The organism is Flavobacterium sp., from assembly GCF_025352015.1.
Classification (GTDB): Bacteria; Bacteroidota; Bacteroidia; order Flavobacteriales; family Flavobacteriaceae; genus Flavobacterium.
This window is the reverse complement of the sequence record NZ_JANXUG010000081.1, coordinates 1-17,026: the sequence shown is the minus strand read 5'-3', so window position 1 is coordinate 17,026 and position 17,026 is coordinate 1. Positions and strand designations below refer to the sequence as shown.

Annotated in this window: 15 protein-coding genes; 8 read left to right on the top strand and 7 right to left on the bottom strand. The window is 34.7% G+C overall.

Going from position 1 to position 17,026, the window contains the following annotated elements:
- Positions 1-254: 254 nt before the first annotated feature.
- The gene (locus Q0Q96_RS08235) at positions 255-1,100 is read right to left on the bottom strand and encodes a transketolase (RefSeq protein ID WP_293873565.1); all 846 of its coding nucleotides are present in this window, start codon (positions 1,098-1,100) and stop codon (positions 255-257) included.
- A 226-nt stretch (positions 1,101-1,326) separates the two neighbouring features.
- On the opposite strand from Q0Q96_RS08235, the gene Q0Q96_RS08230 reads away from it, so the two are divergent.
- From Q0Q96_RS08230 to Q0Q96_RS08200, 7 genes are all read left to right on the top strand, one after another.
- Positions 1,327-1,479, top strand: a complete 153-nt coding sequence (locus Q0Q96_RS08230) for a hypothetical protein (protein ID WP_293873563.1) — start codon at positions 1,327-1,329, stop codon at positions 1,477-1,479.
- Positions 1,480-1,959: 480 nt separating this feature from the next.
- Positions 1,960-3,090, top strand: a complete 1,131-nt coding sequence (tgt, locus tag Q0Q96_RS08225) for a tRNA guanosine(34) transglycosylase Tgt (RefSeq protein ID WP_293873561.1) — start codon at positions 1,960-1,962, stop codon at positions 3,088-3,090.
- Positions 3,091-3,164: 74 nt separating this feature from the next.
- Positions 3,165-4,250: an LptF/LptG family permease gene (locus Q0Q96_RS08220; RefSeq protein ID WP_293873559.1), complete on the top strand. Its 1,086-nt coding sequence runs from the start codon at positions 3,165-3,167 to the stop codon at positions 4,248-4,250.
- The gene (locus Q0Q96_RS08215) at positions 4,237-5,118 is read left to right on the top strand and encodes a DMT family transporter (protein WP_293873557.1); all 882 of its coding nucleotides are present in this window, start codon (positions 4,237-4,239) and stop codon (positions 5,116-5,118) included. Before Q0Q96_RS08220 ends, Q0Q96_RS08215 begins: the two co-directional genes overlap by 14 nt.
- A gap of 114 nt (positions 5,119-5,232) precedes the next feature.
- A complete protein-coding gene (locus tag Q0Q96_RS08210; RefSeq protein WP_293873555.1) occupies positions 5,233-6,186 on the top strand; it encodes an acetyl-CoA carboxylase carboxyltransferase subunit alpha in 954 nt (317 codons plus the stop codon).
- Between the two features lie 140 nt (positions 6,187-6,326).
- On the top strand, positions 6,327-7,874 hold the full coding sequence (gene dnaB, locus Q0Q96_RS08205; protein WP_293873553.1) for a replicative DNA helicase: 1,548 nt from the start codon (positions 6,327-6,329) through the stop codon (positions 7,872-7,874).
- Between the two features lie 113 nt (positions 7,875-7,987).
- Positions 7,988-9,247 carry an asparagine synthetase B gene (locus Q0Q96_RS08200; protein WP_293873550.1) on the top strand — a complete coding sequence of 420 codons (1,260 nt, stop codon included), beginning with the start codon at positions 7,988-7,990 and terminating at the stop codon, positions 9,245-9,247.
- Here Q0Q96_RS08200 and Q0Q96_RS08195 read toward each other — a convergent pair.
- From Q0Q96_RS08195 to Q0Q96_RS08170, 6 genes are all read right to left on the bottom strand, one after another.
- A complete protein-coding gene (locus tag Q0Q96_RS08195) occupies positions 9,244-9,702 on the bottom strand; it encodes a DUF1569 domain-containing protein (protein ID WP_293873547.1) in 459 nt (152 codons plus the stop codon). The genes Q0Q96_RS08200 and Q0Q96_RS08195 overlap by 4 nt on opposite strands.
- 57 nt (positions 9,703-9,759) lie before the next feature.
- The gene (cphA, locus tag Q0Q96_RS08190; protein WP_293873544.1) at positions 9,760-12,375 is read right to left on the bottom strand and encodes a cyanophycin synthetase; all 2,616 of its coding nucleotides are present in this window, start codon (positions 12,373-12,375) and stop codon (positions 9,760-9,762) included.
- 421 nt (positions 12,376-12,796) lie between these two features.
- Positions 12,797-13,570, bottom strand: coding sequence for an alpha/beta fold hydrolase (locus Q0Q96_RS08185; RefSeq protein WP_293873541.1), 774 nt, complete (start codon positions 13,568-13,570; stop codon positions 12,797-12,799).
- Positions 13,571-13,674: 104 nt separating this feature from the next.
- A complete protein-coding gene (locus Q0Q96_RS08180) occupies positions 13,675-14,454 on the bottom strand; it encodes a C4-type zinc ribbon domain-containing protein (RefSeq protein ID WP_293873539.1) in 780 nt (259 codons plus the stop codon).
- A 3-nt stretch (positions 14,455-14,457) separates the two neighbouring features.
- On the bottom strand, positions 14,458-15,552 hold the full coding sequence (locus tag Q0Q96_RS08175; protein WP_293873537.1) for a Nif3-like dinuclear metal center hexameric protein: 1,095 nt from the start codon (positions 15,550-15,552) through the stop codon (positions 14,458-14,460).
- 43 nt (positions 15,553-15,595) lie between these two features.
- A complete protein-coding gene (locus tag Q0Q96_RS08170) occupies positions 15,596-16,162 on the bottom strand; it encodes a hypothetical protein (protein ID WP_293873535.1) in 567 nt (188 codons plus the stop codon).
- Between the two features lie 121 nt (positions 16,163-16,283).
- Here Q0Q96_RS08170 and lpxK point away from each other — a divergent pair.
- Positions 16,284-17,026: tetraacyldisaccharide 4'-kinase (gene lpxK, locus Q0Q96_RS08165; RefSeq protein ID WP_293873533.1), on the top strand; the 743-nt coding region annotated here is incomplete at its 3' end.

The following is a 17,026-nucleotide window of genomic DNA, read 5'->3' as shown; positions in this document are numbered from 1 at the left end:
ATTATCGGTTCTATAGGAGTGAATTATATTGAGATTTTTATCTTTTAAGTATGCCGACAATTCTTTCCCCCAATTATGACATACTAAATAATAAGATGGGTTTTCAGTATTAGTATAAATCACAATACTGCTAATGTTATTTAAATTAAAATTTCTTTGATCAAAAATTATTAGTTTATCAAAATGATAGGTTTGACAAAAAACATTTTGACAGAAAAAGAAAAATAATATTGAAATAAGTCTGTTCATTAAGCCTAATAATCTCCTAAAGTTTCTGAATTCTGTCCTAAAGCATTCGCTAATTGTTCATCATTTGGAGCTTTTCCGTGCCATGCGTGGGTGTGCATCATAAAGTCAACGCCATTCCCCATAACGGTATGCAATAAAATACAAACTGGTTTGCCTTTCCCAGTTCTTCTTTTAGCATCTTCAATACCAGTAATAATAGCTTCGATATTATTCCCTTCTTTGATTTCTAAAACATCCCAATCAAAAGCTTCAAACTTGGCTTTTAAATTTCCCATGTTCAATACTTCATCAGTAGAACCGTCAATTTGTTGTCCGTTCAAATCAACAGTAGCAATTAAATTATCAACTTTTTTGGCAGATGCATACATTATAGCTTCCCAGTTTTGACCCTCTTGCAATTCGCCATCCCCGTGTAATGAGAAGATTAAATTGTTATCCCCGTTAAGTTTTTTAGCTTGAGCCGCACCAATCGCTACCGACATTCCTTGCCCTAAAGAACCCGATGCAATACGAACTCCGGGTAAACCCTCATGTGTGGTTGGATGTCCTTGTAAACGCGTGTTTAGCTTTCTAAAAGTAGCCAATTCAGAAACAGGAAAATAACCACTACGAGCTAAAACACTGTAGAAAACAGGAGAGATGTGACCGTTGGATAAGAAAAATAAATCTTCACCAATTCCGTTCATATCGAAACCCGAATTTCTTTTCATTACGTGTTGGTACAAAACGGTCAAAAATTCAGCACAACCTAATGAGCCTCCGGGATGTCCTGAATTTACTGCGTGTACCATGCGAAGAATGTCTCTTCTTGTTTGTATTGTGAAGTTTTTTAGTTGTTGAATGTCAGACATTTTTTGTAGTTAAAATTATTTGCAATCAAAAGTAATTCTATTTTTCACAAGAGACAAAAACTTTAGTGAGAACTTGTACTAGTTTTAAAATCTATATCGTTTTAATAACAGTTTTCGTTTTCATTTATTTACAGGTAATCTCATAAGTTTAAAAACAAATTCTACAATTAAATCTAAATGAATCCTCTTAATTTTACAACACTAAAAACATTTAAAAAAGTATATCATGAACACAGCGCAAAAAACCAAAGACACTCGAAAAACAAGTTCAACTGCATCAGCTTCAAGAACTAATGACAAAAAATTGGAAATAAGAAAACAAGAATCAAAACCATCTGATAAAGATTCTAGAAATCCTGGTTCTAAAAAAAAGCATTAAATTTTAAACAAAATGCAATGCAAAATACAAGGATTGGTACTATTGATGAGGATGACGGAAACAGTCAGAATCCTATTGGCTCTTCTAATATAAAATCGACTGCTACAAAGCAAGCTCAAAACTAAAGTAAATATGATTCGCTTTCTGAAACAAAGCCATATCAAAAAGATATTGTAGCTCCAGATGCCAAACCTGATTGTGTTTCGCATGATACTAGGGATGTGACATCAAGCAAAAATTTTGAAGTTGAGGGTGTTGAGAATAATGATTTAGAAAATATATCTAAAAAATTTCCAAAAAGCAGAAGTTCCCCCTTTTCCAAGCATTTCGTAATACTTCGTTGATAATAAAAGGCATCTCGTTGAAATGATGAGTTGCCATTTTTATTTGAATCAAATTTTGAAGTCATTAATTCTGTTAAATAAAATCCTAAATTCTAAATTCTAAATCTTTTATCTTTACCGACTGTAAAAAGCAACTATGAAATTTGATTTATTAGCCAATGACCCTAATACGAAGGCACGAGCCGGAAGTATTACCACTGATCACGGTGTAATTGAAACCCCAATATTTATGCCTGTTGGCACCGTAGCTTCAGTAAAAGGAGTGCACCAAAGAGAACTAAAAGAAGAGATTAATCCCGATATTATCCTCGGAAATACATACCATTTATACTTGCGTCCCCAAACTGCTATTCTTGAAAAAGCTGGAGGTTTGCATAAATTCATGAACTGGGATCGCAATATCTTGACAGATAGTGGTGGTTACCAAGTGTATTCGCTTTCGGCTAACCGAAAAATAAAAGAAGAAGGCGTAAAATTCAAATCACATATTGATGGTTCTCTGCATTTTTTTACTCCCGAAAACGTCATGGAAATTCAAAGAACTATTGGTGCCGATATCATTATGGCGTTTGATGAATGTACTCCTTATCCATGCGATTATCGCTATGCGCAACGCTCGATGCACATGACGCATCGTTGGTTAAACCGTTGTATCAACCATTTGGAAAAAGTCCCTACTAAATACGGTTACGACCAAACTTTTTTTCCTATAGTTCAAGGAAGTACTTATAAAGATTTGCGTCAACAATCGGCAGAATATATTGCTAATGCCGAACAACAAGGAAACGCTATTGGCGGATTATCGGTTGGAGAGCCAGCAGAAGAAATGTATGCTATGACCGAAGTAGTTTGTGAAATTTTACCACAAGACAAACCACGATACCTAATGGGGGTTGGAACACCCATTAATATTTTAGAAAACATTGCATTAGGAATTGACATGTTTGATTGTGTGATGCCAACCCGGAATGCTCGTAACGGAATGTTATTTACCGCCAACGGTACCATCAATATCAAAAACAAAAAGTGGGAAGACGATTTTTCTCCCGTGGATGAAATGGGACATACATTTGTAGATACCGAATATACCAAAGCGTATTTAAGACATTTGTTTGCTGCCAACGAATATTTAGGAAAACAAATTGCGACCATTCACAATTTAGGTTTTTATATGTGGTTGGTTCGTCAAGCAAGAAAACATATCTTAGCAGGAGATTTTAGAACTTGGAAAGAAATGATGGTAAAAAATATGAGCCAACGACTATAGTTGATTTGGTAATTTGTGGATTCGGTTATTTGATACCGAATAACCAAATTCCCGAATAACCAAACAAAGAATCAATGTTGAAAATTATTGATAAATACATTCTCAAACGCTATTTAGGAACATTTATTGTGATGTTGCTGATGTTTATTCCTATTGGAATTGTAATTGATGTTTCTGAAAAAGTCAATAAAATGATTGAGAACAAAGTAGCTTTCTCCGCCATTTCAAGATATTATTTGGATTTTACTATTTATTTCGCCAATTTATTATTCCCCATATTTTTATTTCTTTCAGTAATTTGGTTTACTTCAAAACTAGCAAACAATACCGAAATTATAGCCATATTAAGTTCGGGAATTTCTTTTTCAAGATTTTTGCGTCCTTACATTATTGGTGCTACTATAGTCTCTTTTTCTGCGTTGCTAATGACTATTTATCTAGTGCCAAGTGCTAGTGCTGGGTTTAAAAGTTTTAGATACATCTACCTCACCACCGATGGCGAGAGCGATATGCGTAACAACTCCGATGTGTTCCGTCAAATTAATAACGACGAATATATTTTTGTGAGTAATTTTAATGAGGGTTCCAAGTCGGCTTTTAATTTTTCGATGGAAAAATTTGAAGGGGATAAGCTAAAATATAAATTGGTAGCCAATAGAATAAAATGGAATCCAAAAGATAGCACCTATACGTTATATAATTACAACAAAAGAAAAGTAGGTAAGTTTGGAGATATTATTGAGTCTGGCGTTACAAAAGATACTGTTTTTAAATTTGATTTAGAAGATTTAACACCCGTGGTGTATATAGCCGAAACCTTGCCTTTATACGAATTAAATAAATTTATAGACAAAGAAAAAGCGCGTGGTTCTTCAAATATCAATGTGTACTTGGTAGTACTTTATAAAAAATACAGTATTCCAGTTTCTGCATTTATCTTAACTATTATTGCCGTGGCAGTATCCTCTATGAAGCGTCGTGGCGGCATGGGAACCAACCTTGCGATAGGAATTTTATTGGCTTTTACATTTGTGTTTTTAGATAAAGTTTTTGGTGTGTTAGCAGAAAAATCATCGGCACCGCCAATGCTGGCTGTTTGGACACCCAATATAGTTTTTGGAGCATTAGCTATTTATTTGTTACGAAATGCTAAACGATAACCTCAAAAGCTATTTACATCTTCATCTAATAGTATTTATTTGGGGATTTACCGCCATTTTAGGAGCCTTAATCTCACTTGATGCGTTACCTTTAGTATGGTTCAGAATGCTTTTTGCTGTTGGATTTATCGCCATTTATATTTTTTATAAAAAAATGTCTTTAAAGATTTCAAAAAAAGCGGCACTTCAATTTTTAGTTGCTGGATTAATCATTGCATTGCATTGGTTCACTTTTTTTAAAGCTATAAAAATATCAAATATTTCCGTCACTTTAGCGTGCTTATCTACAGGAGCATTTTTTACATCGCTGCTCGAACCAATAGTGTATGGTAAAAAGATAGTGTGGTACGAAGTGTTCTTCGGACTCATAGTTGTTTTTGGATTATATATCATTTTTAATGTAGAAGCAAACTACTTAAACGGAATGCTACTTGCTTTGACTTCGGCATTTCTGTCGGCTTTGTTTGCGGTCATCAACAGCAAATTTGTGAAACAACACAATGCCATTATTATCTCTTTTTATGAACTCAGTGGTGGTGTTCTTTTCTTCAGCTTTTTATTATTATTCACAAGTAGTTTTAAGCCAAATTTCTTTGCGCTATCGCCAAAAGATATCATGTATCTAATGATTTTAAGTTCTATTTGTACAGCTTACGCATTCATAGCATCAACTTCGATAATGAAATTTTTAAGTCCTTATACTGTAATGCTTACCATCAATTTAGAACCTATTTATGGTATCATTTTAGCTGTGTTGATTTTTAAAGAAAAAGAAAAAATGAGTCTTGAGTTTTATATAGGTGCTTGTATCATTTTGCTAACCGTGCTGCTAAATGCCGTGATTAAAAGCTATCAAAAGCGCCATTAATTTTGCTATTGTTAAAGCTCTAATTTTTGTTTACAATAATCCAAACAAAGTGCTTTTTATCACAATTTAAAATTTTATATTTGCTATCCGATTAATCCTAAATGAACAAATCCTATGGAATATTTAGATTTTGAACTTCCTATAAAAGAACTAAAAGATCAACTTGATAAATGCCAAATAATTGGATCAGAATCCAATGTAGATGTCACTGCAACCTGCAAACAAATTGAAAAAAAATTAGAAGAAACCAAAAGAAAAATTTACAAAAATCTTACGGCTTGGCAAAGAGTACAGTTGTCGCGTCATCCCAATCGTCCGTATACATTAGAGCATATTACCAATTTAACCAAAGGTACTTTCCTTGAAATGTTTGGTGATAGAAATTTCAAAGACGATAAAGCCATGATTGGGGGTTTAGGAAAAATAGACGGACAGTCGTTTATGCTTATTGGGCAACAAAAAGGAATTAATACCAAAATGCGTCAGTTGCGTAATTTTGGTATGGCTAATCCTGAAGGCTATCGCAAAGCGTTGCGATTAATGAAAATGGCTGAAAAATTCAATATTCCGGTGCTAACTTTAATTGATACTCCTGGAGCATATCCAGGACTAGAAGCCGAAGAACGCGGACAAGGTGAAGCTATTGCTCGAAATATTTTTGAAATGGTTCGATTAAAAGTGCCCATAATTTGTGTCATCATTGGCGAAGGTGCTTCTGGAGGTGCTTTAGGAATTGGTGTTGGCGATAGAGTTTTGATGATGGAAAACACGTGGTATTCTGTGATTTCGCCCGAATCTTGTTCCTCTATTTTGTGGAAAAGTTGGGAATATAAAGAACAAGCTGCCGATGCCTTAAAACTTACATCGACCGATATGAAAAAATTAAAATTAGTAGATGATATTATTCCAGAACCATTGGGCGGAGCTCATTATGATAAGGCAACAGCGTTCAAAACGGTAGAGCAATATATTATGAAAGCGTTCAATGAGCTTAACGATTTATCAACAACAGAATTAGTTGCGCAAAGGATGGACAAATATAGCAAGATGGGCGAATATAAAGAGTAATTACTTATGAAAACTTTAAAACCGTCTGGTCAGTAACTAGGCGGTTTTTTTTTGGTTATTAACAATAAAACTAAACTTATAAACATACTTTTTGAATAACTCAATGTTAAAAATTTCAAAAAAAAAGCTACTTTCGTTTCATGGAAAATTTCAGAAATATTAATCCCATTAAGATCGATAAAACGACCATTATTAATTTAGAAAAAGGAAAGTTGCCACCGCAAGTGCTCGATTTAGAAGAAGCCGTGCTTGGTGCCATGATGATTGATAAAAAAGGAGTTGATGAAGTTATCGATATTTTACAACCTGATGCGTTTTACAAAGAAGGTCACAAACACATTTTTGAAGCCATTTTTCAGTTATTCACAGATTCTCAACCTATTGATTTATTAACAGTTTCCGCACAGCTAAAAAAGAACGCCAAATTGGATTTGGCAGGTGGTGATTTTTATCTAATTCAGCTTACGCAAAAGATTTCGTCCTCGGCACATATCGAATTTCATTCAAGAATTATTCTTCAAAAATACATTCAACGGAGCTTAATTAAAATTTCTTCTGAAATTATTGAAGAATCGTACGACGAAACTACTGATGTTTTTGATTTATTAGATAAAGCCGAATCAAAACTATATGAAGTAACGCAAGGCAACATAAAACGAAGTTCAGAAACCGCACAAAGTTTAGTAATACAAGCCAAAAAGCGAATAGAAGATATTGCCAACAAAGAAGGAATGAGTGGCATTGCCACAGGTTTTGACAAGTTAGACAAAATAACTTCTGGATGGCAACCGTCTGATTTGATTATTATTGCAGCTAGACCGGGAATGGGAAAAACCGCTTTTGTACTCTCTATGGCGCGAAACATCGCCATCGATTTTGGTCAACCCGTGGCACTATTTTCGTTAGAAATGTCATCAGTGCAGTTAATCACGCGTTTGATTTCCTCTGAAACGGGTTTATCTTCAGAAAAACTACGAACCGGAAAATTAGAAAAACATGAGTGGGAGCAACTCTCCACTAAAGTAAAAGATTTAGAAAAAGCTCCTTTATATATTGATGATTCCCCATCACTTTCTATTTTTGATTTAAGAGCCAAAGCGCGTCGTTTATCATCGCAGCACGGCATTAAATTAATTATTGTAGATTATCTTCAGTTAATGACAGCTGGCGGCAGTAACGGAAAAGGTATGGGTAATCGTGAACAAGAAATATCAACAATTTCCAGAAATCTCAAAGCTTTGGCAAAAGAGTTAGAAATTCCTGTAATTGCCTTATCACAATTATCACGTGCCGTTGAAACTCGAGGTTCGAGCAAAAGACCTTTGCTTTCTGATCTTCGTGAATCGGGTGCGATTGAACAAGATGCTGATATTGTATCGTTCATATACCGTCCCGAATATTATAAAATAGACGAGTGGGATGATGAAGAACAATCGCCAACAGCGGGGCAAGCAGAGTTTATTATTGCCAAACACCGTAACGGTTCGTTGGAAAGCATTCGTTTAAAGTTCATTGGAAACCTTGGTAAGTTTGATAATATGGAAGAATATGGTAGTTCCTTTGACGATTTACCTTCAAAAATGAACCACGACGACAATCCCTTTCAAACGAAAAATTTACCCTCGCCTAACGAAGCTTTTGGTAGCAATATCAATCGTGATCACGACGAAAGTGATGTGCCTTTTTAAAAATTCAATCCCGATTACTCTTCGGGATTTTTTTATGTTTTTCTTCACATTAAAAACTGTTATCTTTGACTCAAGCGAAGCACACAAGCGCTAAAAACTATAATTTTGAAAAAATGTTTAAAAAGTCACTGTATATTTTCCTTTTACTGATTTCCTTTTCTATTAGGGCGAGTTTTATTCTAATTCCAATGGATGAAACAACCCAAAAAAATCATTTAAAAGCTTACGGAATAACCTATTGGGCACTAGACAAACAATACAAAGCGAGTTGGTTGTTAAATTATCGTGGTGGTTCCTTTTTACTGCCCGATGCTGCCGAAATTAGAAAAGAGTGTCAGATTCGTGGCGTAAGTTTTGAAATTTTATCGGATACAGAAGAATCTTCAATACTTGCCGCTATCTCTAGCCCGTCGCAAAATATGGAAACCGTTGTCTTGGAAAAGGCTCCAAAAATTGCAGTCTATTCGCCTCCAGGGAAGCAACCTTGGGACGATGCCGTTACGATGGTGCTTACCTACGCCGAAATTCCTTTTAAAGTAGTGTATGACGAAGAGGTTTTGAGCGATCAATTACTTTTATATGATTGGTTGCATTTGCATCACGAAGATTTTACGGGACAATATGGTAAGTTTTATGGTGCCTATAGAAATGCTCCGTGGTACATTGAGCAAAAGAAAGAAGCCGAAGCTTTGGCCACTAAATTAGGTTTTGCTAAAGTATCACAAGATAAATTGGCTGTTGCCAAAAAGATTCGGGATTTTGTAATTGGAGGAGGATTCATGTTTGCCATGTGTTCAGCCACCGATAGTTTTGATATTGCGCTTTCCGCAGATGGAGTTGATATCTGCGAGCCAATGTTTGATGGCGATGATAGTGAACCTAACTATCAATCGAAAATTGATTATTCTCAAACTTTTGCTTTCAAAAATTTTATATTGGATAGAAAGCCCGATCACTATGAATTTTCGGATATTGATATGACTGAAAAACGCAGAATTCTGTTTGAAAAAGATTATTTCACTTTGATGGAATTTTCGGCAAAATGGGACGTGATTCCAAGTATGTTATGTCAAAATCACACGCAATTGATTAAAGGTTTTATGGGACAAACTACCGCGTTTGACCCCGAATTAATCAAATCTAACGTGCTGATTTTAGGAAAAAATGAGTTGAATGACGAAGCACGTTACATTCACGGACAAAAAGGAAAAGGCTTTTTCACGTTTTATGGCGGTCACGATCCCGAGGATTACCAACATCGAGTAGGCGATGAGGCAACTGTTTTGGACTTGCATCCAAACTCTCCCGGTTTCCGATTGATATTGAACAACGTATTGTTTCCGGCAGCGAGAAAGAAACCGCAGAAGACTTAATTTTTTACTATATCCTTTATAATCTTAAGATGATGTTTGGTGTGCAATTTCAAAAACCAAATTGCAGATTTTAAATTCAAATCCCCAAAGTACGGATGTTTAAAATAACTAGTAGCTGGTAAAAGTTCCAGTTCAGCGATGCTTTTTTTTGCCAAGTCAAATTTCTCTGTAAGCTTTTCTATTGAAGAACTTTCCGTTGGCTGAACTACTTGTGGTGCTTTTGCTTTTCCCCTAGGAATTTTGTTTATTATTTGAATTAAGCTGCGTTTCCAATTGAACTTCCATTTATAATTCTCCGGATTTGAATTTTTGATATCCGAAACAACCTTATTTATTACCAAAAAAGAATGATCAATCTGCCAGCCAATTGTTGATGTAGAAACTGCAGAATTTGTTTTTTCAAAATCAGCGATGTGTGATTCTAATTGGTCTATAAGTGAATTGAGTTTTTTCATTTGGTATAAAATTAAAATCCCAAACTTTTGAGGTTTGGGATTTTTTATATTCTTTATTTATTCCTCACTTTCTTTATCCAGATATTCCTGAACGATATTAATGGCATTGGTGACAACATCACTCAAAGCGGTTATAAAACTACCTTCTTGGGCATTATTGATGGCGTGTTTGATGGCTTCTACTTCTTTAGGGATAATTTCATGTGTAATATTTTTTCCACTTTCTGCAATACCTTCCATGATTAGACCAATAATTTCTTCTTCTGTTCGGCCACGCAAATATTTTTCTTGACGGATAATAATATGGTCAAACATTCTCGCTGCAATAGTAGCACATTCCTTAATATCTTCGTCACGACGGTCACCAACGCCAGCAATAATTCCAATTTTTTTGGTAGCTTGTACCGAACTTAAATAATCTTCGACACCTCTATATCCGGATGCATTGTGTGCAAAATCTATTAAAACTTTGAATTTTTTGAATTCAAATATGTTCATTCTTCCGGGAGTTTGAGCTGCACTTGGGATAAAAGTTTGTAAGGACAAACTAATATCTTCGGTTTTAAAACCTTGTAAATAACTGGCTAATGTCGCAGCCAATACATTGGCAATCATAAATTTTGCTTTTCCTCCCATCGTCAGCGGAACGTGAGTGGCTTTTTCTACTCTAATTTTCCATTCCCCTTTTTTGATGGTGATATAACCGTTTTCGTATACAGCTACAGTTTTGCCTTCTTTAGAAAACTGTTTTACTTTAGGATTATTTTCATCTAAACTAAAGTAGGCTACATTACAGCTTATTTCATTGGCAATTTTTAAACATTGTTCATCTTCGGCATTCAAAATGGCCCATCCGTCTTTTTTAATACTTTTGACTACCGTACTTTTTACTCGTGACAAATCGTCTAATGTGTGAATATCGCTCAAACCCAAATGATCTTCCTGAATATTGGTTATAATTCCTATATCACAACGACTAAATCCAAGTCCAGACCTAAGAATTCCTCCGCGAGCAGTCTCTAATACTGCAAATTCTACTGTTGGGTCTTTTAAAATATATTCGGCAGAAACAGGTCCGGTGGTATCGCCTTTTTCCATCATATGGTTTTGAACATAAATTCCGTCAGAGGTGGTGAAACCCACTTTGTAGCCATTATTTTTTACGATGTGAGCCAAAAGTCGTGTTGTAGTTGTTTTTCCGTTGGTTCCCGTAACCGCAATAATTGGTATGCGACTTGGCTTTCCCGGGGGATATAACATATCAATAACGGGTGCCGCAACGTTTCGTGGCAATCCTTCCGAGGGAGCCAAGTGCATTCTAAAACCTGGAGCCGCATTTACTTCGAGAATACAACCACCATTTTCTTTCAACGGTTGGGTTAAATTCTCTGCCATGATATCTACTCCGCAAATGTCAAGTCCGATCACACGTGAAATTCGTTCGCAAAGGAAAATATTTTCGGGATGCATCATATCGGTTACATCTATAGAGGTTCCTCCCGTACTTAAATTGGCAGTGGATTTTAGATATACGACCTCGTTTTTTTTAGGAACCGTTTCTAGTGTATAATTTAATTTTTGTAATAAATCGGTGGTATCTCTATCGACATCAATTTGAGTCAAAACATTTTCATGACCATAACCTCTGCGCGTATCTTTATTGGTTTCGTCGATTAATTGTTGAATATTTAATATTCCGTCTCCTTTTACATGAGCGGGTTCGCGTTTGGCTGCGGCTACTAATTTGTTATCAATGACTAAAACTCTAAAATCATAGCCTGTAATAAATTTTTCGACGATAACCCGATGGCTATATTTTTTGGCATAAGCCAAACCATCGACCGCATTTTCTCTTGTTTTTATGTTGATAGAGGCTCCTTTTCCGTGGTTTCCATCCAATGGCTTTATCACAATTGGATAACCAATTTTTTTGATTACCTGGTCTAAATCTTCTTCATCTACACAAATTCCGCCACTGGCAACAGGAATTGATGCTGCATCGAGCATTTTTTTGGTTTGTTCTTTGTTACAAGCAATGTCTACCGCAATGCTGCTCGTTTTGCAGGTAATAGTTGCCTGAAAACGCATCTGATTGATACCGTATCCAAGTTGTACCAATGAGTTTGTACCCAATCGTATCCAAGGTATATCTCTAATAACGGCTTCTTCAACGATACTTCCTGTGGAAGGACCAAGACGAACACGCTCCCTGATTTCACGCATTTTTTGAATATCGGCTTCAAGGTCGTAGAGTGTTCCGGCAATTAAGGCTTCAGCTATTGCTACTGAACTTTCGGCTGCAAACATGCCCACGTTTTCCTCGGTGTAACTAAAAACCACATTGTATATTCCCGGCGTTTTGGTTTCGCGAGTTCTTCCGAAACCGGTTTCCATTCCTGCAAGGGTTTGAATTTCGAGCGCGATGTGTTCGATAACGTGTCCCATCCAGGTGCCGCGTTCTATGCGAGAAAAGAATCCGCCACGAACACCCTCGGAACAACGGTGTTCAATCATAGTAGGAAACATTGTTTCTATCCGTTCACGAAAACCTTCTATTTTGTTGGTAGGAAATTGTTCCATTTCTTCCAAATCAAGACGCATTTGGATTAATTTTTTACGTTGAACACTCCAAATATTTGGTCCCCGAAGTGCTTGAATCTTATCTATTTTCATGATTAGGAAAAATTTGTAAAAGTAATTAGTAATGATTTTGTTAAAAATAGGAAATTTTTATTGTAGAAAAGTATTTTTTTTTTGAGAAATGAAAAAAAAGTAACCTCTTTGCTTGAATTTGCAATTTGTTCTTTCTACCAAAGTAAAAATAAGTTTTTAATGCGCTAATTGAAATAGGTAATGATTGCTAAGAAGCGATGGTATTTTTATATTTTTTTTACTATTTCTTGTCAGTAAGGTAGAAATTTTTGATAACTGATTTTTTAAGATGGCTGAAAGAACACGATCCTTTATGTTTAGCCCTGATGGTAGTGAAAATCCTTTTTATTGTTTTGGGTAAATGACCTTGACTGCGCTTGGTGTTACAATAAAAAGATTGAAGCGCACAGCAGGAAAAGGGATGACCAAAAAGCGCAAACCTTTATGCTTTTTGAATAAAATCAGAAATTTGTTGGTACAAATGGGGATCGTTCAGGCTGTGTCCCAAACCATTTGTTTCAATGAAAGTTGCGTTTTTCCATGCCGAAGCATATTTTCTACCTTCGTCAATAAGTACGACTTTGTCATGGATGTCGTGAACAATGAATGCTTTTTGAGGAAAGTTTTCAGCAAATTTGTGACCCGAAAACTCATTAAGATTGATGTTGAATTTTTGAAAATAATAAGCTTCTAATTGCGCTTGAATTTTATGGTTTAAACTTAAGAGTTTGACAAAATTATCACTCAAAAGTTTAAAGTCAGAAGGTGCGCCCAGTAAGATTACTTTTTTGATTGCTGGATTTTTGTATTTATTGAGATAAAAGGCGATCGCTGCTCCGCCCACCGAATGTCCGATGAGAATTTTTGGTTGGTATTTTTGGGTTACTATCTTTAAAAATTCGGCATATTTAGGTGCGTTGAATTCTTTACCTTCGCTCAATCCGTGCGCTGGTGCATCAATAGCGATAATGGTTTTTCCTAAAGGTTTTAAATAGGGCAATAATTTTTTCCATCTTGAAGTATTGCTTTCCCAACCATGCATCAATAAGATAATTTCTTCATTGCCTTGCCAAATGTAGGTTTGAAAATTTTCATTGTTGTATTGAAATGTTTCGAGCGTGGCATCTTGTAAGGTTTTTGGTAGCAGTTCTTTTGTAAGTTGGCCTTTTCTGGGTTGACTAAAAAGTTGGTACGCTTTATTTTTAGCCTTTTCCAAATTGATAAAACTTAACAGATTGAGGTATAACCCAATTGACTTAGTGATAATAAAATATTGAATTTTTTGCATAAAAAAATCCCGAGTAAATCGGGATTAGTATATTATAAGTGAGCAAATAATTTTTGCATTTTTTCTCTTTCTTCTTCTGCTAATGAAGCATCCACAAGAATTCTTCCTGAATGCTCATCGGTGATGATTTTTTTTCTTGCAGCAATTTCTACTTGTGTTTGTGGTGGGATGGTAAAAAACGAACCAGCAGATGCGCCACGCTCTATAGATACAACGGCTAAACCATTACGAACGCTAGAACGGATTCTTTTATAAGCAGCCAATAATCTTTCTTCTATTTGTGCTTCGTACTCGGCTGATTTTTCTGTCAAAAAGCTTTCTTCTTTTTGAGTTTCGGACATTATGTCGTTTAATTCAGCTTTTTTATGTTTTAAATGCGTCGTTTTTTGGTCTAATTTTTCTTTTGATGTGCTAATAACTTCTTTTTTATAATCGATAGAAGCTTTTAGTTCTTTGATTTGCTTTTCAGACAATTGAATTTCTAATTCCTGAAATTCTACTTCTTTTGTAAATGAGTTAAATTCTCTGTTGTTACGAACATTTTTCTGTTGTTCTGTATATTTTTTTATGGCAGATAGATGATCTTCAATAGCCCCTTTTTTTGCTTTTATTTGATCTTCAATAACTACTAAATCACTTTTTAGTTTGTCTAAACGGTTGCTTAAACCGGTAACTTCATCCTCCAAATCCTCTACTTCTAGGGGCAATTCGCCTCTTACATTTCTGATTTCATCAATTCTAGTGTCTATAATTTGAAGATCGTAAATAGCTCTTAATTTGTCTTCAACACTTAATTCTTTTGTAGCTGCCATATTTTATAAGTACTTAACTGGATTTGTATTTTCTTCCGAAAAAATGATGGCAAAATTAGGGATTTTTTTCTTAAGAAAATCAACAATATAATTTTTTGTAAATCTTTCGCTTTCAAAGTGCCCAATGTCTGCCAAAAGTAATTGATTTTCAGCTTCATAAAAGTTGTGATACTTCAAATCTGCCGTCAAAAAAACATCGGCACCTGCTTGTTTGGCATTATTTATCGCAAAACTTCCGGAACCGCCCAGAACTGCTACTCTTTTAATAGATTTTCCCAATAAAGGACTATGTTTTATACTGCCGCATTGCATTTGGTTTTTGACCATCAAAATAAATTCAGTTTCATTGATGGGTTTTTCGAGTTCGCCAATCATTCCTATACCAATATTTTGATGTGTGTTTTGTAAATCATAAATTTCATACGCTACTTCCTCATATAAATGATTCGCAAACAAGGCTTTTAGAATTTTGGGTTGTAAATGCCGTTCAAAAATTACTTCGATTTTGATTTCCTTGGTTTGCGTTAATTCTCCTTTAATTCCTATGGTTGGATGGCTATTTTCATTGCCTTGATAGGTTGAAAATCCTTCTGAATTATAGCTACAATTATTATAATTGCCTATAGTTCCTGCACCGGCTGTAAATAAAGCCTTTCGTAACGTTTCGGCATTACTTGGAATTGTGTACGTCATTAATTTTTGGATGAAGTTCTGTTTTGGAACTAAAATTTTGGTATTAATCAAACCCAATGCGTCACAAAATATTTTATTCACACCCTCTTTATGATTATCCAATGAAGTGTGCACGGCATAAATAGCGATGTCATTTTTGATTGCTTTGAGGATGCTACGTTCAACATAATTTGCGCCTGTTATTTTCTTCAATCCTTTAAAAATAATAGGATGAAAACATACCACCAAATTACATTTCTTGTTAATTGCCTCATTTATAACGGTTTCTAATGCATCGTGGCAAACTAAAATTCCAGTAGCTTCTGCATTTGCATCGCCAACGAGTAATCCCACGTTGTCAAAATCTTCAGCGTATGCCAATGGCGCCATTTCATCGAGGGTTGTGAGTAGTTCTTTTATTTTCATTTATACTGAATTTATTTTGCGGCTATTTTTTCTGTCAACGTAATTATGTTGCCCATTGGTTTAAATAGTCTTTGATTGTCCAAATTCCGTTTACTTTTTCGAGTAGTAAATAACTGCCACTATTGTGTTCAATATTTCTGTAAAAGGCAACTTTTACAATACAGAAACTGTTTTTTGCAAAATAAATCGGTTTACTAATGATCATCAATCGTTGATTGTTTTCTCCAGCTCGGTCTGAAACTTTTTTATAGTCTTCAAACGAATAGCAATTGTTGACTTTACTTTTTAAATATTGATTTTGATTATCAAACAATACATTGTATTCTTTTGACCAATCTTCATCAATTGTAATGTCAATTTGTTTTTTGATTTCGACGGCATTTTTTTGAAGTAATTCACTTTTAGAAATGACTTCTAAAACTTCTTCATTATTGGGTGCTTTTTTACAATAAAAATCTAAAAGTTGCAACCTTCCTTTGGCAATGACTTTTTCGTTTTTATAATATTTATTAAAAATAATTTTAAGAATAATAACATTATCTGCTTCTTGAGAAAAAACAGTTGTTATGTTAATTAAGGCAGCGACAAGTAAAAAGGATACTGTTTTCATATTTCTAAATCCACAAAATCACGAATACATTAAAAATAAAAACTGTTTTAGATAAAATGGTTTATTACAAAATTATAAAAAACATTCGTGTATTCGCAGCTTATATTTTTATATTTGTTAGATGAATTTGTTGCGAAAATTACTCTTTCCTTTTGCCATATTGTATGGTTTTATAACTTCTTTAAGAAATTTTCTTTATGATATTAATGTTTTAAAATCCTATTCGTTTGATATTCCCGTAATTGCAGTTGGTAATTTGAACGTTGGCGGCACTGGCAAAACACCTCAAATTGAGTATTTAATTCGGTTGCTTTCATCCAATTATAAAGTTGCAACTTTGAGCAGGGGTTATAAACGAAAATCAAGCGGATTTATTTTGGCTAATCTAAGTACCAATGCTGAAATTTTAGGTGATGAACCTTTTCAATACTTTAAAAAGTTTTCTAATATTCAAGTTGCCGTTGATGCTAACAGAAAAAATGGTATCGAAAGATTGTTAGCACAATCTTCAAAACCTGAAATTATTTTGTTAGATGATGCCTATCAACATCGAAGGGTGAAAGCTGGATTTTATATTCTTTTGACGGCATACGATGATTTGTTTTGTGATGATTATTTAGTACCAACAGGAAATCTTCGTGAAAATCGAGGCGCAGCAAAAAGAGCGAATGTAATTATAGTTACCAAATGCCCTCCAAATATTGCCCAATCAAAACAAGAAGAGATTAAAATGAAGTTGAAATTTTTTCTGAAACAAGGCGATAATCCGGTAGAAATTTTTTTCAGTTGTGTGGCTTATGATGACAAAGTATATAATGATACCGAGAGTTTTGCCGTTAACAAAATTAGATTCACACCAAAAAT